The sequence below is a fragment of the Brevundimonas sediminis genome, from assembly GCF_048799765.1.
Taxonomy (GTDB): Bacteria; Pseudomonadota; Alphaproteobacteria; order Caulobacterales; family Caulobacteraceae; genus Brevundimonas.
Window position 1 is genome coordinate 1 of record NZ_JBLYQK010000017.1, and the last position, 17,754, is coordinate 17,754.

Here is a 17,754-nt window from a genome sequence, read left to right on the forward strand (position 1 = left end):
GTCGGCGAAATCCCCCTGACCCTGCCCGCCGCCTCCGATGACGACTTCCTGCTGCCAGACGCACCGCACGTCCTGCCCGGGCTGGCCGACAAGGACTTCGATGACGGCGCGCTGGTTCTGCCCGACCTTCCGGACGGAGCCGGAGCGGTGGATGCGGCGGCCTTCCTGAACCTTGCCCTTGTTGCGGGCCCCGACGGGCCCATGCTGATCGACCCTCATCCGGTGGCCGGCGTTCCGTCCGTCGACCCCTGGGCCTGATTGTCGGCGGTCACGGCCGCGCAGGGGTGGCGGTCGGCCTCGTTCTGCGGTCAGATGCGACGGATCGCATCTGAAGAGAGACCGCGTTTGAACCAGCCCCTGAATGCGCCGCCGTCGGACGACGCGCCCCTGCGTCTGGAGTGTTTCCCGACCACCAGCCGCCCGCCGCGGCTGGTCCCGGGGCGGCCGGAACGGGACTGGATGGACGCCTTCGCCGCGCGTCATCCCTATCGCTGCCTGCCCCTGACCATGGCCAACACCACGGGCTGGGAGCTGCTTTGCCCGTTCGGGTTCGAGGCCGAGTGGAACGGGGGTCTGGACGCCGCCGCCATCCGGTTCCGGACCGACGAGCCGGATGCGCTGCTCGATCATCTGGTCGCCTCGCACTTCACCCACGGCGTGGTCACCTTCCATCTCGGCTGGCTGTTTCGCACGCCGCCGGGCTGGGCGCTCCGGGCTTCCGGCAGCCCCAACCGGGCCAAGCACGGCATCGCGCCCCTGGAAGGTCTGATCGAGACCGACTGGCTGCCCTACCCGTTCACGATGAACTGGCGCTTCACCGCGCCCGGCAAGGTGCGGTTCGAAAAGGACGAGCCCTTCTGCTTCATCCAGCCCGTCCAGCACCACCGGATCGAGGCGTTCGAGCCCGTCGGCGCCGCCCTGTCGGACGACAGCGACCTGTCGCGCCAGTACGAGCTCTGGAAGGAGGTCCGCGCCGACTTCAACGCCCGTATGGCCGACGGCGACCCCGCGGCGATGAAACAGGCCTGGCAGCGCTACTATTTCCGGGGCGAGTTCCCCGACGCCGCGGAGACCCGCCCGGACGGCCACGTCAACAAGCGGCGGCTGGCCGCCCTGCCCGACACTGCGCTTCCGGCGCCGCCCCCGCCCCGCCTCGACGCTCCGGTGATCGACTACCGGAGCGGCCTCTCGGGTCCAGCCCGCAAGGACTGATCAGCCGCCGGAACCGTCCGGCATCGGCATCGGCATGGGGTCCGGCTGGCTCGGCATCGGAACGGTCACGGGACGCGGCTGGGCCGGGCGCGGCATTTCATCATCCGACAACTGGCCGTCGCCGTTCGTGTCCATCCGCTGGAACATCCGCAGGGCCCCGGCCCGGAACTCGTCCTGGCTGACCCGGGCGTCACGGTTGGCGTCCGACTGGGAGATCATGGCGCGCAGGCGCCCACCCCCCATCGAGGCGATCGGCTCCTGGGTCAGCGGCGTCAGCTCGTTGCCGGTCACGGCGCCGTCGGCGTTCGCGTCCAGCCGGGCGAAGATACGGTCCGCCCAGCCGTCGACCTGATCCGCCGACCGCGGCAGCATCCCCATGCCGCCGCCCATGCCGCCCGGACGCATCCCCGGAGGACCGCCCTGAGGACCGGTTTGGGGACCACCCTGTGGCGGGGCCTGATGGCCGGCGTGATCCCCCGCCGGCGGCGGGGTCTGGGCCAGGGCGACCGGCGCAAGGGCCAGAACGGCCGATGCGGCGAGGATCGCCGACGGAATCGAAAGAGAACGCATCGAGAGCTTCCGGACACAGGACAATCAGGGATCCCAGAGTGTGCCCGGAATGATCGTCTGACCAGAGCCTTTTTGACGGCCGCTTTTTGCTTGCCAAATCATATAAGGATATCTTTATATAAAGCCATGTCGCTGACCGCTGATCAGACTGTCGAGGCCCTGCGCGCCGCGGGCGAACCGACCCGGCTGCGGGTCCTCTCCCTGCTGGCCGGAGAGGAGCTGTCGGTGATGGAGCTGTCGCGGGTGCTGGAGCAGAGCCAGCCCCGGGTCTCCCGTCACCTGAAGCTGATGGCCGACGCCGGTCTGATCGAGCGGTTTCCGGACGGCGCCCGCGTCTTCTATCGCCTGTCGTCCGATCCGCTGGCGCGACGCCTGATCGATACGGTGCTGGACCTGCTGGACGACACCGCCAACGCCGCCGACGATCGCCGGCTGGAGGACGTGCGCAAGGATCGGGAAGCCGCCGCCAACGCCTATTTCGAACGGGTCGCGCCCCAGTGGGACCGGATCCGCTCCCTCTATGTCTGCGAGACCGACGTCGAGGCCGCCATCCTCAGGGCCGCGGGCGACGGGCCCTTCGACCGGGTGGTCGACCTGGGCACCGGTTCCGGCCGCATGCTGACCCTGCTGGGCAAGCAGGCGAAGATGTCCGTCGGCCTCGACCTCAGCCACAATATGCTGAACATCGCCCGGGCCAATGTCGCCAGGGCCGGGCTGGACAAGGTGGAGCTGCGGCACGGCGATATCTTCGCCACCCGCCTGCCCGAGCACAGCGCCGATCTGGTGCTGGTGCACCAGGTCCTGCACTACCTCGCCGACCCCGCCGCCGCCGTGGCCGAGGCCGCGCGTCTGGTGTCGCCGGGCGGCCGCCTGCTGATCGTCGACTTCGCCCCGCATCAGCTGGAGCATCTGCGCGAGGAGCATCAGCACCGCCGCCTCGGTTTCGCCGACGACGAGATGCGCCGCTGGCTTCAGGGCGCCGGCCTCACGGCCGGTCCCGCGACCACCCTCCCCCCCGACACCGACGGCCTGACCGTCTCCATCTGGACCGCCGAACGGCCGGTCCGGACGAAAGCGAAAGCGGCATGAGCACGCCCATCAGCCTCGCCGAAGCCCGCGCTCTGCTGCTGTCGCCGCTGGGACCCGTCGCCCGCGCCGGTCAGGACGCCTCGCGCCCGCGCGTCTCGTTCGAATTCTTCCCGCCCAAGTCGGATGAAGCCGAAGCCAGCCTGTGGAAGGCGATCCAGCGGCTCGCCCCGCTGAACCCGGCCTTCGTCTCGGTGACCTACGGCGCGGGCGGCTCGACCCGCGAGCGAACCCACCGCACGGTCGAACGCATCCTGGGCGAGACCGACCTCCAGCCCGCCGCCCACCTGACCTGCGTCGACGCCGGCCGCGACGAGGTCGACGCCGTCATCGCGGGCTACAAGGCGTCGGGCGTGAAGCACATCGTGGCCCTGCGCGGCGATCCGCCCGGCGGGAGCGGCATCGGCGGCGTCTATCAGCCCCGCGCTGACGGCTACGCCAACGCCACCGAACTGACCGCGGCCATCAACCGCATCGGCGGCTTCGACATCACCGTCGGCGCCTATCCGGAGAAGCATCCGGAAAGTCCCTCGATCGATCACGACATCGACGTGCTGAAGGCCAAGGTGGACGCCGGCGCCACCCGCGCCATCAGCCAGTTCTTCTTCGATATGGACGCCTTCCTGCGGTTCCGTGACCGGGTGCGCGCGGCGGGCGTGACCATTCCCCTGATCCCCGGGATCATGCCGGTGTCCAACTTCGCCGGTCTGCAGCGGATGTGCGGCGCCTGCGGGACCGCCATTCCCGACTGGCTCAAGGCCCATTTCGACGGGCTGGACGGCGATCCCGAGACGCGCAAGCTGCTGGCCGCTTCGGTCGCCGCCGAGACCTGCGCCCGTCTGCAGGAGGAGGGCTTCCAGGACTTCCACTTCTACACCCTGAACCGCGCCGATCTGGTCTACGCCATCTGCCGGGTGCTGGGCGTTCGCGAACAGGCGACCGCATGACCTCCCCCCTGACCCGCCCCGACCGCATCGCCGCCCTGCACGCCGCCGCGAAGGAGCGCATCCTCGTGCTCGACGGCAGCTGGGGCGTGATGATCCAGCGCCGCGGGCTGGACGAGGCCGACTTCCTCGGCGACCGCTTCGTCGGTCACACCGGCCAGATGAAGGGCAACAACGACATCCTGTGCCTCACCCGCCCGGACGTCATCGCCGACCTGCACGACCAGTATTATGCGGCGGGCGCCGACATCTCCGAGACCAACACCTTCTCGGCCACCACCATCGCCCAGGAGGACTATCACCTCGACGCGCAGGCGGTCTGGGACATCAATCTGGAGGGCGCGAAGCTAGCCCGCGCCGCCGCCGACCGCTGGACGGAGAAGGAGCCGCACAAGCCGCGTTTCGCCGCCGGCTCCATCGGCCCGCTGAACAAGATGCTGTCCATGTCGTCCGACGTGAACGACCCCGGCGCCCGCAGCGTGACCTTCGATCAGGTCTATGAGGCCTATCGCCATCAGGTGAAGGCGCTGAACGAGGGCGGGGTCGACCTGTATCTGATCGAGACCATCACCGACACGCTGAACTGCAAGGCCTGCATCAAGGCGATCAAGGACCTCGAGCACGAGGGCCTGCCGCCGCTGCCGATCTGGATTTCGGGCACCATCACCGACCGCTCGGGCCGCACCCTGTCGGGCCAGACGGCCGAGGGCTTCTGGAACAGCGTGCGCCACGCCAAGCCGTTCGCGATCGGCTTCAACTGCGCCCTGGGCGGCGAGCTGATGCGCCCCTTCATCGCCGAACTGAGCCGCGTCGCCGACACCCTGGTGGCCGCCTATCCCAACGCCGGCCTGCCCAACGCCATGGGCCAGTACGACGAGCAGCCCCACGAGACGGCCCACTTCATCGAGGAATGGGCGCGCTCCGGTCTGGTCAACATCGTCGGCGGCTGCTGCGGCACGACGCCGGACCATATCAAACACGTGGCCGAAGAGGTCGCGGACGTGACCCCGCGCGCGATCCCGGAACGTCCGGTGGCCATGCGACTCAGCGGCCTCGAACCCTTTGAACTGGTTGCGTAAGTGCGTCCCACCTTCATCAACGTCGGCGAGCGGACCAACGTCACCGGCTCGGCCAAATTCCGCAAGCTGGTGGTCGAGGGCGACTACACCGCCGCGCTGGACGTCGCGCGTCAGCAGGTCGAGGCGGGCGCCGCCATCATCGACATCAACATGGACGAGGGGCTGCTGGACGGCGCCGTCGCCATGCGCACCTTCCTCAACCTGATCGCGGCCGAACCCGACATCGCCCGCGTGCCGGTGATGATCGACAGCTCCAAATGGGAGGTGATCGAGGCGGGCCTGAAGTGCGTGCAGGGCAAGCCCATCGTCAACTCCATCTCGATGAAGGAAGGCGAGGCGATCTTCCGCGAGCACGCGGTGAAATGCCTGCGCTACGGCGCCGCCGTGGTGGTCATGGCCTTCGATGAGGTGGGCCAGGCCGACACCGCCGCGCGCAAGATCGAGATCTGCACCCGCGCCTACAACATCCTGGTCAACGAGGTCGGTTTCCCGCCCGAGGACATCATCTTCGACCCCAACATCTTCGCCGTGGCGACGGGGATCGAGGAGCACGACAACTACGCCGTCGACTTCATCGAGGCGACGCGGGTGATCAAGGCCACCCTGCCCTACGCCCGGGTGTCGGGTGGGGTGTCGAACGTCTCGTTCAGCTTCCGCGGCAACGAGCCGGTGCGCCGGGCGATCCACTCGGTCTTCCTGTACCACGCCATCAACGCCGGCATGGACATGGGCATCGTCAACGCGGGCGACCTGCCGGTCTATGATGATATCGACGCCAAGCTGCGCGAGGCGGTCGAGGATGTGATCCTGAACCGGCCGCAGCGGACCAATGTGTCCAACACCGAGCGGCTGGTAGACATGGCGCCCAGCTACAAGGGCGAGAAAGGCGCGGCGCGGGTCGTGGACCTGAGCTGGCGCGAGGCCCCCGTCGGCAAGCGCATCGAACACGCCCTGGTCCACGGCATCACCGAGTTCATCGAGGCTGACACCGAGGAGGCGCGACTGGCGTCGGAACGCCCCCTGCACGTCATCGAAGGCCCGCTGATGGACGGGATGAACGTGGTGGGCGACCTGTTCGGCTCGGGCAAGATGTTCCTGCCGCAGGTGGTCAAGTCTGCCCGGGTGATGAAGCAGGCCGTGGCCTGGCTGGAACCCTTCATGGAGGCCGAAAAGGCCGGTCAGGCGCGGTCGTCCGCCGGCCGCATCCTGATGGCGACGGTCAAGGGCGACGTCCACGACATCGGCAAGAACATCGTCGGCGTGGTTCTCCAGTGTAACAACTACGAGGTGATCGATCTGGGCGTCATGGTCCCGGCTGACCGCATCCTCGACGAGGCCGTCGCCAACGATTGCGACATCATCGGCCTGTCCGGCCTGATCACCCCGTCGCTGGACGAGATGGTCTTCGTGGCGTCCGAGATGGAGCGGCGGGGCCTCGACCTGCCCTTGCTGATCGGCGGCGCGACCACCAGCCGGACCCATACGGCGGTGAAGATCGAACCGGCCTACCGCCGGGGCTCGACGACCTATGTCATCGACGCCAGCCGCGCGGTGGGCGTGGTCGCGGGCCTGCTGTCCCCGACCGAGCGGGCGAGGAACGAGGCCGCCACCCGCGACGAATACGTCCGTATCCGCGAGCAGTTCGCCCGGGGGCAGGAGGTCAAGGCCCGCGCCGCCCTGCCCGCCGCCCGCGCCAACCGCTTCAAGCCGGATGCTGAAAAGCCCCTGCCCGCCCGTCCGTCCTTCCTGGGCGTGCGCGCCTTCGACAGTTGGGACCTGCAGGACCTGGCCGACCACATCGACTGGACGCCCTTCTTCGCCAGCTGGGAGCTGATCGGCCGTTATCCCCTGATCCTGGAGGACGAGATCGTGGGCGAGGCCGCGCAGGACCTGTTCCGCGACGCCCAGGCGATGCTGAAGCGGATCATCGACGAGCGGTGGTTCACGGCGAGGGGCGTGGTCGGCTTCTGGCCCGCCAATGCGCGCGGCGACGACATCGTGGTCTGGACCGACGAGAGCCGCACGGTCGAGGCCGCCCGCTTCCACGGGCTGCGCCAACAGATCGCCAAGTCGAACGGCAAGCCGAACCTGTGCCTGTCCGACTTCGTGGCCGAGGACGGCGAGGACTATCTGGGGGCCTTCGCCGTCACCGCCGGCCATGGCGAGCTGGAGAAGGCCGCCGAGTTCAAGGCGAAGGGCGACGACTATTCCGCCATCATGGCGACCGCCCTCGCCGACCGTCTGGCCGAGGCCTTCGCCGAGCGGCTGCACAAGGAAGTCCGGACGCAGCTGTGGGGCTATGTCCCGGACGAACAGACGTCGGTGCAGGACCTGATCGAGGAGAAATACCTCGGCATCCGCCCCGCCCCCGGCTATCCGGCGCAACCGGATCACACCGAAAAGGCCACGTTGTTCAATCTTTTGAACGCAGAAGCCAATGCCGGAATGCAGCTGACCGAAAGTTTTGCGATGACCCCGCCCGCCTCGGTGTCAGGCCTCTATTTCGGCCATGCGGACAGCCATTATTTCGGCGTCGGCAAGATCGACCGCGACCAGATCGAGGACTATGCGGCCCGCAAGGGCTGGGACGTGGCGACGGCCGAGCGCTGGCTGGCGCCGATCCTCAACTATGATCCGGCGAGCGTGGCCCGCACCGAAGCGGCGTAGGGTCTGCGCCCCGCCCTGCGGGAAGGGGGCTCCTATTCCAGCCCCACCTCGGCGGGCGTGGCCGGCGGCGTCGTGATGTTCTCGCGGATCCGCCGCGCGGCGTGCTCGCAGCGGCCCGGCAGACCGAAGAACAGGCCGAAGGCCTGGCTACGGGTCGCCTGATCCTGCCCCATCAGCGGCGTCCATTTCGACGTCGCCTCGGCGGCCGCGGCGCGGGCGGCGGTCAGGGTCGCCGCGGATTGACGGCCGCGGGCGGACGCCAGCGCCGCGCCGAAGTCCACCGCCTCCAGACGGCCCAGCCGGATGATGTCGTTGTCCAGGTCGTCGCGGTTCTCCAGCGTTTCGCCCAGCGCCACGTGGCCGTTCACCAGCGCCTCGCACCAGGCCACCAGCGGATAGTCGGCGTCCGGCGCGCCGCGCGGCAGCGGGTTGGCGTAGGCCACCGCCTCGCGCAGTCGCAGGGAGTCGCCCGTCTCGGCGACCGGCGCGGTCACGACAGGTCCGTCATCCTGCGCCTGACGGGGCGCGGTGACGATGGGCCCGTCCTGCGACGTCGGGACGGCGGACAGCAACAGGGCGGCGGCGAGGCTGGCGAACATGAAGGCTCCGGAACGAGGGGCGCGATCGCCCGACAGGACGCTGCAACGCTTGAATCGACGAATGGTTTTTATGGGGCGGACACGCGGGCCGCCAGGTGTGTCCTTCACGCAAACAAAAAGGGCGGCGGACCCGAAGATCCGCCGCCCCGATTGTCATCCTGACCGGTTCTTAGAACTGGTAGGACAGGCCCAGACGCACGTAGCGCGGGGTCTGGTAGCCCGAGATGCGCTGGTAGTCCGGGTTCGCCGAACCCGGGGCCAGTTCACCCGACTCGACGAAGTCCGTGGCCGATTCGAAGTCGAACACGTTGAAGACGTCAGCACGGAACTGGACGCGGCCGGGGATGCCGCTGAACGGCAGGTTCCAGGCCAGCGACACGTCGACGTTCTTGTACCACTCGCCTTCGAACTGGCTGCCGCGCGGCGTCAGGACGCCGTTGCAGTACCAGGCCGTGATGGTGGTCGGCGAAGCGCGACCGTCACCCAGCGGGTAGGAGCCGATGCAGCCGTACTTGCGCGGCGACTGCAGGATGGCGTTGGCGCCGATGGTGATGTCCTCGGTGACAGCATACGAGCCGAACAGCTTGTAGGTCTGGCCACGGTGGTTCGGCAGGAAGCCGTACGAACCGTCGGTCCAGCCCGGCTCATCGAAGTCCTGGGTCAGGCCGGTGTCGGACTGACCGTTGTCGGACTTCACGCCGCCTTCGATGTTACCCTTGGACTCGGCGAACACGGCCGAACCCTGCAGGCTCCAACGGCCATCCCACGGACGTTCGAAGGTCAGTTCCAGGGCCTTGTAGGTCCGCTTGGCCTCCGGGATGTCCAGGATGTCGCTGCTGATGGTGATGGTCTGACCCGCCAGGTAGGGGAAGGTCGAGGCGTCCGGCGTGATGACCAGATCCGAACCCGGGTTCAGCAGCACGTAGCCGGCGCCGTTGATCTGACCGCAATCGGCCGGCGCGATGCCTTCCGAGGCGCAGTAGGCGTCGATGATGTAGCTGGTGTCGAAGTCTTCCATGACCTTCTTGAGGTCGCGGTAGATCAGGTTCGCGCCGACGGTCCAGCCGTCGAACATCCCGGCGCTCGAGATTTCATGCTCGATACCGAAGATGATTTCGTCCTGGTACTGGGCTTCGAGGTTCTCGGAGACCAGCGACTGGGACTCAGGCACGACGCCCGGCGACAGGACTTCCGACGACACCGGTCCACCGGCCACGGTCGGCAGACAGTTGTTGCGCGGCGAGGCGGCCAGACAGGCGTCCAGACCCGCGGCGGTCGCCGGGTAGGACCCGCCGATGGCCGAGATGTTGTAGAAGTCCTGCGTGAACAGCTCGTTGCCGGCCATCCGGATGTTGGTGTTGGCCGCGATCGGGATGTAGTACCGGCCGAAGAAGCCCTTCAGGCTGGTCGAGCGATCGCCGAACAGGTCGTAGTTGAAGCCCAGGCGCGGCGACAGATCGAAATCGGTCTCCACGAAGACTTCGCCCGCGGCGTTCATGTTCGAGAACTTCTCGGCGCGCAGGCCGAGTTGCAGCGACAGACGATCGGTCACATCCCAGGCGTCCTGGATGTAGAAGGCGGTCTGTTCGGTCGAGTACTCGCCACCCGAATCGTAGAGGCGGTCACGAACGTAGATCGCACCCGGAGCCACAGCGCCGCCGAAGGCGCCGCCCGCACCCGCTTGGTAGTAGCGGAAGTAGCGGCCGCCCGAATAGGTCGACACCGAGCTGGAGCTCAGGTCTTCCCGGTCGTAGCCGATGCGGAAGTGGTGGTCGCCCATCAGGTTGTCGACGTAGAAGTCCGCGTCGATGCGATACATCTTGCGGGTGTCTTCGCCGGTCGAGATCAGCAGGGCGGGGTTGCCGCGCACCGTGTTCAGGCCCAGGTCGACGACCGAGACTTCCGAGTCCAGATCGCCCGAGACGGTCTGGTTGAACGAGCCTTCACCGTACAGCGCCGACAGGGTGAACCAGTCGGTGAAGTTGCCGGTGTACTTGGCGATCTTGGTTTCGCCGCCGACGAAGTTGAAGGTGTTCGCCGAGTCGCCGCCCGAGAAGCGCTGATTGATCTGCTGCGTCTGGTCGTCCGAGAAGTAGGTCAGTTCCAGACGGTGATCCGGGTTCAGGTAGAAGTCGAGCTTACCGCCGTAGAACGGATCGTCCTGGGTCGACGTCGTACGGGTGCCGGACGTGTCCAGCGAGCCGCTTTCGAAATCACGCCAGTTGTAGAAGCCGAAGAAGTAGATGTGATCCTGCCAGATCGGACCCGACAGCCAGACGTTGGCTTCCGAGCGTTCGGCAGTGTCCTGCGAGTCCAGGCCGAGGGCCGAACCCGGACCGACGTAGGTGTCGGGGGTGCTGTCGCGCAGGCTTTCCGGCTCGACGTAGTAGTTCAGGCCGCCGTGGAACTCATCCGAGCCCGAACGGGTGACCGCGATCACCGCGCCGCCGGTCGAACGACCGAACTCGGCCTGGTAGCCGCCGGTCTTGACGTCGACCTGTTGGTAGAACTCGAACGGGACGGTGTTGCCGCCCACGAAGTTCCGGAAGTTCGTGATGTTGAAGCCGTTCACGTAGTAGACGTTTTCGGCCACCGACGAACCCGAGATCGAGATCTCGTTGCCGAACGCCGAGTCGCCCTGGCTGGTCGACGGAGCGAGCAGCTGGATGGCGGCGAGGTTCCGCTGGGTCGGGATGCGGTCGAAGGTCTCCTGGACGTCGACGGTGATGCCGGTGGTCGTGCGGTCGAAATCGACGGCCGCCGAACGGGTGCCGACGACAACCACTTCACCCAGGTCGCTCGACGCCTGGTTCTCGCCCGGACGGCCGACGGTGAAGTCGAAAGCGGCCGTTCCCCCCAGGCTCACCGGCACCGAAGCGTCGGTGTAGGTCTCATAGCCCGAGCCCGCGATCTGCACGGTGTAGGTGCCGACCGGGATCTGCGAGGCGCGGAAGCGACCGTTCGCGTCGGTCGTGTAGGTGCGGCTCTGGCTGCGGCCGTTCTGGGTCACGGTGACGGTCGCGCCCGAGACAGCCTGGCCCGACGTGTTCTTGACGGTCCCTTCCAGCGTGCCGGTCGTGAAGTCCTGCGCCACAGCAACGCTGGGCGTCATCAAGGTGACCGCCGGAGCGGCGACGAGCGCCATCAGTGCAGCGCCACCGATCATGGTTGAATGCAGCAAACGCTGCCGGATGGTTTGGGTCTTCAAAATCTTGGTCCTCCTGAGGTCGAGCCTGTAACCAGGCATGCGACAACCAATGACCTGCACGCCCCTTTGCATGCAGGCCCCCGGAACCCTATGCCCGCTATTGCTGCAGCGCGACACAATTACACAGCCGTAATCATTCGGGGCCAAATGTGTCACAGGAAGAACACAGGCCGAGCATATAGCTGTTTTTATTCGGTTTTTTGAGAGGCAAAATGGACAGTCCCGGATCGAACGTCGCAATCAGGCCGCAAATTTCGCTTCGCGAGATGGGAGAGGTGAAGGCCGCGGGATACGTCACGGTTGTAAACCACCGCCCGGACGGCGAGGAGCCCGGTCAGCCGACGAGTGAGTCTCTGGCCGCCGAAGCCGGCCGCCTCGGTCTCGACTATGTCTGGATCCCGGTCAGCGGTTTTCCCGACGACGCGGCGGTCGAGGCCACCGCCGCGGTGCTGCGGCGGAGCTCGGCCGATCGCCCCGTCCTGATGTTCTGCCGCTCCGGGATGCGATCCACCGTCGCCTGGGCCAGGGCGATGTGCGCCGACGGGGCGGATCCGGACGCGGTGCGCGCCGCCGCCGCCGCCGCCGGCTATGATCTCAGCCGCGTTCCGCTCTAGCGGGTGACGGCCGCACGCGCGGCGTAGGGCGCCGGCTCCGGCGTGCAGGAGGCCACGGCCAGTTGCGCCGCGATGAGACACAGGAAGGCGCCCGCGACCGGCAGGAGCCGATTTGAAACAGCCAGGGCGATGGAAACGGCCATATCGGGCACTCCGCGGAAGGTTTACAGAGTCCTAACGCAAGCGCCGGGCCGCCCCGGGAGAGTCCCTTGATCCCCTTTGTTCGAGAGTTCGAGTTCGAGTACGGCCGGGCGGACCGGGTCTCCCCCCGGATCCGCCGCGTGGTGGCCGACAACCCGGGCCCCTTCACCTTCACCGGCACCGGGACCTACATCATCGGACAGGACATGCCCGGCGCGGAGGTCGCGGTGATCGACCCGGGCCCGCTGGACGAGGCCCATCTGCAGGCCTTGCTCGACGCGGTTGACGGCCAGACGGTCACCCACATTCTGGTCACCCACACCCATCGGGACCACGCGCCCCTCGCCCGGCCGTTCGCCGATGCGGTCGGCGGCGCCCCGATCCTGGCGGCGCAACCACCGGCGCGGACCATCCACGCCTCCGGTTCGCTGGACGAGGAGGAGGATGAGACCTTCGCGCCGGACGTCATCCTGACCGGTGGCGAACGGATCCACGGCGACGGCTGGACCCTGGAGGCCATGGCCACGCCGGGCCACGCCTCCAACCACATGGCCTTCATCCTGACGGAGGAGAACGCCCTCTTCCCCGGCGATCACATCATGGGATGGTCGACCACGGTGGTGGCCCCGCCGGACGGCGACATGACCGACTACATGGCCAGCCTGGACGCGGTCATCGCCCGGGACTTCAGCACCCTGTGGCCGACCCACGGGGCGCCGGTCAGGGAGCCCGCCCCCTTCCTGGCCGCCTATCGCGCCCATCGTCTGGAGCGCGAGGCCCAGGTCCTGGCCCGCCTCGCCGCGGGAGATCGCACCATCGCGGAGATGGTGCCCACTCTCTATGCGGCGGTCGACAGCCGGCTGTGGCCGGCCGCCTCACTGTCCGTGTGGTCGCACCTCAAGGCGCTCGTCCGTGTCGGACGCGTCGCCGCCGATCCCGAACCGACGCTTCAGGCGGTCTACCGGGCTCTCTGACTCCTCGACCGCGCAGACGCCCTTCACCGTGCGCCATTCCTCCGCGGTCAGGGCGCTGCGGCCGGGTCTCTGCGCCGCACGCGCCGCGCCGGCACGACGGCGCGAATCCGGGTGGGTCGCCAGGAATTCAGCCGCGTCATTGACCGTGTCATGGGCCTCGCCGGCCGCCATCCGCTCGAAGAAGGGCGCCATGCCTGTCGACGTCAGGCCATCCGCATGCAGCAAGGCCTGTCCGCGACTGTCGGCTTCCAGCTCGGCGGACCGGCTGTAGCTCAGTTCCGACGCCTGCCCGGCCAGGATGACCGCCTGCTGGCCGGCGCCCGTACCGCCGCCGACGATCAGGTCCAGCAGCATGCCGACGCCGAAATTGCGCCAGACCGCCTGCATCACGTGCCGCTTTTCGACGTGGGCGACCTCGTGGGCGATGACGGCGGACAGCTCGTCCGGCGAGGTCGCCTCGCGGATCAGGTCGTCCGTGATCAGGATGTAGCCGCCCGGCAGGGCGAAGGCGTTGACCATGGGCGCATCGACGGCGCGGACGCGGATATCGAACGGCGTATCCGCCTGCGCGCCGATCCGGTCCCCGAGCGCCGCCAGGACCCTTTGTCCCTCGGCGTCGTCGCAGGTCTGGAAGAAGGTCGAGATCTGGCCGTTGAAGTTGTCGCCCATCCGCTGTTCCATCGACACCGGCGTGGCGCGGGCGACCGGGCCTGAAAGGGCCGGAACCCCCACCGTGACGAACAGCACCACCCCCGCGGCCGCCGCCGTCAGTCCGCCCACCAGCCACAGCTCGCGGCGCCGCCGGCCCCGGACCAGATGCGCAAGCCGGTCGCCGACCAGCGGGGTCCAGTCCCCCACGGGCAGAACCAGACGGGCGTCCCGCTCCTTGCGATGCGAGACGCGCGCCTGATCGGCCTCGATCTCGACCGTGACATCCTTCAGCCGCCAGTCGCGGGTTTCGCCGTCGGCGACGATGCGCAGGACCTCGCCGTCGAGCGCGGCTTCCGCCTCATGGGCCTCGGCCGACCGGCCGTTGTAGAAGCGGGCGTTCAAGATCAGATCGCCGAGAAGCCGAAGGCGTCCGCCAGGCCTTCACCGCTGCCGGGTCCGCGATCCGCCTGCTGGGCCAGCGCCAGCCGCGCCGTGCCTTCGGACTTCAGACGGGAAACCAGGAACCGGCCGGTCCGCGCCTGCACCCAGGGCATCAGGAAGCCGAAGGTGATCAGGAGGAAGAACAGGTTGGTCACGGTCAGCCACCACAGGGACAGCGCCCCGACCTTCAGGGTGAAGGTGGCCCCGTCGACGGTCACGCCCCGGGTGATCGAGCGCATCATGGCCGCCTGGTAGGGGGCCCAGATCAGCAGGAAGAACGGCGAGAGCAGGATCAGGACGCCGTAGATGGCCAGGTTCAGCATGATCGCGTCGGCCATGCCCGGCGTCGCCCCGGACTCCTCGCCCATCTGACCGGTCGTCATGCCGACGGCGACGACCGCCAGCATGACCAGCACATAGCCCACGCCGGTGCCGACCCAGCCGATCGCATAGGGTCCGTAGACGCCTTCCTGTTGCGCACGCCCCATGCGGAAGCGAAGGCGGCGATCACCGAAGCGCAGCTCGTCCCAGATTTTCTCGGCCAGGTTCCGCTCGGCCGCGGGCCAGTACCAGCCCCAGGTGATGCCGCTCAGGAACATCGCGCCAAGGAAGGACCAGCCGTATTTGGCGGCCGAGCCCTTCAGCTGGAAGCGAATGCCCCGCCAGGTCGTGCGGCTGGCCATATAGCGGAACGCCGTATAGGTGCCGAAACCCCAGAGCCAGCCGGCGAAGATGTAGAGCGGCAGGTAGGCGACATAGATCACCCACTCGCCGATGAACTGCACGGCGAACACCAGCGCCAGGAAGGGCACGCCCAGAACCACGAGGGCCAGCAGGAAGCCGATGAACAACTCGACGCCACGGCCCGTGTATTCGAAGGCGTCATCGTTCAGCCGGATGCCCTTCCAGACGCGCTGACGCACCTCGGTCTTCCCCCAGAACCGGTAAAGGGTCAGGGTGATCAGGTTCAGCAGCCCGTTCTTCAGGCTCAGCCCGAGGAAGCTTGAAGGCTTCAGGGTGGTCGAGAAGGTCAGCGCCTCGCCGCCGTCGTCCTCGGGCACGCTTTCGGCGAAAATGTCGGTCACTCTGTATCCCCCCGGATCTGGTCCACCTACGGCGTAGCCAGCACCGGCGACGGAGGCAACGGTTTCAGCAAGCGAAACGCGTAACGTGGCGCCGTCGCCACGGAAACGGGTATCAGATCGAGGCGTTCAGCAGGCTGCTGATGCGGGTCACCAGACGACAGGCCTCGCCGCCGTGCGGCCGGCCGTCCCGGGCCGCCACGCGAATGTCCGTCCGTCCCGGCCGGATGCGGATCACCGCGTCATAGCCGAAGCCGAACCAGACCGACTGCCGGCTGCCGTCCGCGCGGGCGACCCCGGCGCGACCGAGGGAGAAGCCGGCTTCCTGCAGCGCCCAGGCGGCGCTTTCCGGCGCGATCTGGGTCGGGACGGGCACGGCGCCGGGACAGGCCTCGACGCCGACCGCCGGCTGCAACCCGCCCATCCGGTCGGGCCGCAGCCGTCCGAAGCCGGGCACCTCGGCCAGATCGGTGCTGACGTTCTCCACCGGACCGGCGGCCAGGGCCTGCTTCTGCCACAGGAACCCGCCCAGGGAGCCGGCCCCGACAAGGAAGGCCGCCACGGCGACCGGACCCAGCACCTTCAGGTTCCGCAGAGCGACCACGACGGCCAGAACGCCCGCCGCGGCCCCGGCGAAGGACAGCCACCAGGCGACCGTCCAGGTCAGCAGATCATAGCCGGTCTCGACCGGAAGCAGTCCGCCGCGCACCCCGATGATCGACAGCAGCACCAGCAGGGGCGAGGCGACCGCCAGCGCCGTCAGGGCCTGCACCGCCCCCCTGCCCTTCACCGCCGTCCTCGCCATCGCATCAGCCTCCCGTGGTCGGCAGACGATAGTCCTTCAGCCGCTCGCGCACGACCTTCTTGTCGATCTTGCCGGTGGCGCCCAGCGGGATGTCGTCCACGAACAGCACATCGTCCGGCATCCACCATTTGGCGATCTTGCCCTGTAGGAAGTCGAGGTGCTCCTGCTTGTCCTCGCTCTCGCCGGGCTTGAGCTTGAGGACCAGCACCGGACGTTCGTCCCACTTCGGATGAGCCGCGCCGATGACGGCGGCCAGCTCGACCTTCGGATGACCGACGGCGATGTTCTCGATCTCGATGGAGCTGATCCACTCCCCGCCGGACTTGATCACGTCCTTGGCCCGGTCGGTGATCTGCATGAAGCCGTGCTCGTCGATGGTCGAGACGTCGCCGGTGTCGAAGAAGCCTTCGTGGTCCAGGATATCCCCGCCCTCGCCCTTGAAGTAGCCGCCCGCGATGGTCGGCCCCTTGATCATCAGGCGGCCGTAGGTGTGCCCGTCATGCGGCATGTCCTGCCCGGCGTAGTTCTTCAGCTTCAGCTCGACGCCCAGCGGCGGCTGCCCCTGTTTGACCCGCCACTTCATCTGCTCGTCGTACGGCAGGGCGGACAGTTCCGGCGTCATGTTCGACAGGGTGCCGATAGGCGAGGTCTCGGTCATGCCCCAGCCCTGCAGAACCTCGATGTTGAACTCGTCATGGAAGGCGCGGATCAGGCTTTCCGGCACGGCCGAGCCGCCGATCAGCACCTTCTTGACGGTCGGGATCTTCAGATTGTTCTCTCGCAGATGGGTCAGCAGGCCCTGCCAGACCGTCGGCACCGCGGCCGAGAAGGTCACGCCCTCGCTTTCGATCAGCTCATAGATGGCCGCGCCGTCCATGCGCGCGCCCGGCATGACCAGCTTGGTGCCGCCCGCCGGTCCGGCGAAGGCGATGCCCCAGGCATTGGCGTGGAACATCGGCACCACCGGCAGGATCACCTCGCTCGGCGAGGCGCCCAACACCGTCGACTGCATGCCCAGCAGCGTGTGGATGAAATTCGAGCGGTGCGAGTACAGCACCCCCTTCGGGTTCCCCGTCGTCCCCGAGGTGTAGCAGAGGCCGCAGGCGGTGTTCTCCTCGAAGTCGCCCCAGACGACGGTCTCGGACGCGCCGGCCAGCAGGGCCTCGTAGCACTCCGCCCCCGGCAACCGGGTCGCCGGCATGGTCATCTCGTCGGTCATCACCACCACCCGCTCCACCGACGGGCAATGCGGCAGGATCGCCTCCAGCAGCGGGATGAAGGTCAGGTCGACGAAGATGATCTTATCTTCGGCGTGGTTGATGATGTAGGCCAGCTGTTCCGGGAACAGGCGGGGGTTCAGGGTGTGGCAGACCGCCCCCATCCCCATCACGCCGTACCAGATTTCCATGTGCCGGCCGGTGTTCCAGGCCAGGGTGGCGACGCGGTCGCCGACCTGAACGCCCCAGTCCTTCAGCACGCTGGTGACCCGCCGCGCACGCGAGTGAATCTCGGCATAGGTGGCGCGGACGATCGGTCCCTCGACCGAACGGGTCACGACCTCGCGATGACCGTGCCAATTGTTGGCGTGCGTGATGATCTTGTCGACCGTCAGCGGCCAGTCCTGCATCAACCCAAGCATTGCGATCCCTCGTGTTTGCATCCGCTGAGCGGGACGCTTGAG

The 17,754-nt window shown here is 67.8% G+C and carries 16 protein-coding genes; 8 read left to right on the forward strand and 8 right to left on the reverse strand.

Features of this window, described 5'->3' with window-relative positions; translation table 11 throughout:
* Positions 1 to 258: hypothetical protein (locus ACLQ7T_RS10570; RefSeq protein WP_420479397.1), on the forward strand; the 258-nt coding region annotated here is incomplete at its 5' end.
* A 129-nt stretch (positions 259 to 387) separates the two neighbouring features.
* Entirely contained in the window at positions 388 to 1,212 is an 825-nt protein-coding gene (locus tag ACLQ7T_RS10575; RefSeq protein ID WP_420479453.1) for a DUF6065 family protein, read from the forward strand.
* Here the strand turns inward: ACLQ7T_RS10575 and ACLQ7T_RS10580 are convergent, their stop codons facing one another.
* Entirely contained in the window at positions 1,213 to 1,782 is a 570-nt protein-coding gene (locus tag ACLQ7T_RS10580) for an EF-hand domain-containing protein (RefSeq protein WP_420479398.1), read from the reverse strand.
* Positions 1,783 to 1,908: 126 nt separating this feature from the next.
* Between ACLQ7T_RS10580 and ACLQ7T_RS10585 the strand changes: the two genes are divergently transcribed.
* Genes ACLQ7T_RS10585 through metH form a run of 4 tightly spaced genes read left to right on the forward strand, consistent with a single transcriptional unit; the run spans position 1,909 to position 7,558 of the window.
* Positions 1,909 to 2,871, forward strand: coding sequence for an ArsR/SmtB family transcription factor (locus ACLQ7T_RS10585; RefSeq protein WP_420479399.1), 963 nt, complete (start codon positions 1,909 to 1,911; stop codon positions 2,869 to 2,871).
* Positions 2,868 to 3,815, forward strand: a complete 948-nt coding sequence (gene metF, locus ACLQ7T_RS10590; RefSeq protein ID WP_420479400.1) for a methylenetetrahydrofolate reductase [NAD(P)H] — start codon at positions 2,868 to 2,870, stop codon at positions 3,813 to 3,815. Before ACLQ7T_RS10585 ends, metF begins: the two co-directional genes overlap by 4 nt.
* Entirely contained in the window at positions 3,812 to 4,891 is a 1,080-nt protein-coding gene (locus ACLQ7T_RS10595) for a homocysteine S-methyltransferase family protein (protein ID WP_420479401.1), read from the forward strand. Before metF ends, ACLQ7T_RS10595 begins: the two co-directional genes overlap by 4 nt.
* Positions 4,892 to 7,558, forward strand: a complete 2,667-nt coding sequence (gene metH / locus ACLQ7T_RS10600; RefSeq protein WP_420479402.1) for a methionine synthase — start codon at positions 4,892 to 4,894, stop codon at positions 7,556 to 7,558.
* Positions 7,559 to 7,590: 32 nt separating this feature from the next.
* Here metH and ACLQ7T_RS10605 read toward each other — a convergent pair whose 3' ends face one another.
* Together ACLQ7T_RS10605 and ACLQ7T_RS10610 are read right to left on the reverse strand one after the other, a co-directional pair.
* Positions 7,591 to 8,157, reverse strand: a complete 567-nt coding sequence (locus tag ACLQ7T_RS10605) for a hypothetical protein (protein ID WP_420479403.1) — start codon at positions 8,155 to 8,157, stop codon at positions 7,591 to 7,593.
* A 169-nt stretch (positions 8,158 to 8,326) separates the two neighbouring features.
* Positions 8,327 to 11,302, reverse strand: a complete 2,976-nt coding sequence (locus ACLQ7T_RS10610; protein ID WP_420479404.1) for a TonB-dependent receptor — start codon at positions 11,300 to 11,302, stop codon at positions 8,327 to 8,329.
* Between the two features lie 275 nt (positions 11,303 to 11,577).
* On the opposite strand from ACLQ7T_RS10610, the gene ACLQ7T_RS10615 reads away from it, so the two are divergent.
* Entirely contained in the window at positions 11,578 to 11,979 is a 402-nt protein-coding gene (locus ACLQ7T_RS10615) for a protein tyrosine phosphatase family protein (RefSeq protein ID WP_420479405.1), read from the forward strand.
* On the opposite strand, the gene ACLQ7T_RS10620 is transcribed toward ACLQ7T_RS10615, so the two are convergent.
* Positions 11,976 to 12,122 carry a hypothetical protein gene (locus ACLQ7T_RS10620; protein ID WP_420479406.1) on the reverse strand — a complete coding sequence of 49 codons (147 nt, stop codon included), beginning with the start codon at positions 12,120 to 12,122 and terminating at the stop codon, positions 11,976 to 11,978. The two genes, ACLQ7T_RS10615 and ACLQ7T_RS10620, sit on opposite strands and share 4 nt — an antisense overlap.
* Before the next feature lie 66 nt (positions 12,123 to 12,188).
* On the opposite strand from ACLQ7T_RS10620, the gene ACLQ7T_RS10625 reads away from it, so the two are divergent.
* On the forward strand, positions 12,189 to 13,094 hold the full coding sequence (locus ACLQ7T_RS10625) for an MBL fold metallo-hydrolase (protein ID WP_420479407.1): 906 nt from the start codon (positions 12,189 to 12,191) through the stop codon (positions 13,092 to 13,094).
* Here the strand turns inward: ACLQ7T_RS10625 and ACLQ7T_RS10630 are convergent.
* The 4 genes from ACLQ7T_RS10630 to ACLQ7T_RS10645 all read right to left on the reverse strand — a co-directional run bounded on the left by ACLQ7T_RS10630 (position 12,996) and on the right by ACLQ7T_RS10645 (position 17,712).
* Positions 12,996 to 14,147, reverse strand: coding sequence for a M48 family metallopeptidase (locus ACLQ7T_RS10630; protein ID WP_420479408.1), 1,152 nt, complete (start codon positions 14,145 to 14,147; stop codon positions 12,996 to 12,998). The genes ACLQ7T_RS10625 and ACLQ7T_RS10630 overlap by 99 nt on opposite strands.
* 2 nt (positions 14,148 to 14,149) lie before the next feature.
* Positions 14,150 to 15,271 carry a YjgN family protein gene (locus ACLQ7T_RS10635; RefSeq protein WP_420479409.1) on the reverse strand — a complete coding sequence of 374 codons (1,122 nt, stop codon included), beginning with the start codon at positions 15,269 to 15,271 and terminating at the stop codon, positions 14,150 to 14,152.
* Between the two features lie 112 nt (positions 15,272 to 15,383).
* Positions 15,384 to 16,073, reverse strand: a complete 690-nt coding sequence (locus ACLQ7T_RS10640) for a DUF1499 domain-containing protein (protein ID WP_420479410.1) — start codon at positions 16,071 to 16,073, stop codon at positions 15,384 to 15,386.
* A gap of 4 nt (positions 16,074 to 16,077) precedes the next feature.
* On the reverse strand, positions 16,078 to 17,712 hold the full coding sequence (locus tag ACLQ7T_RS10645; RefSeq protein ID WP_420479411.1) for a long-chain-fatty-acid--CoA ligase: 1,635 nt from the start codon (positions 17,710 to 17,712) through the stop codon (positions 16,078 to 16,080).
* Positions 17,713 to 17,754: the final 42 nt, after the last annotated feature.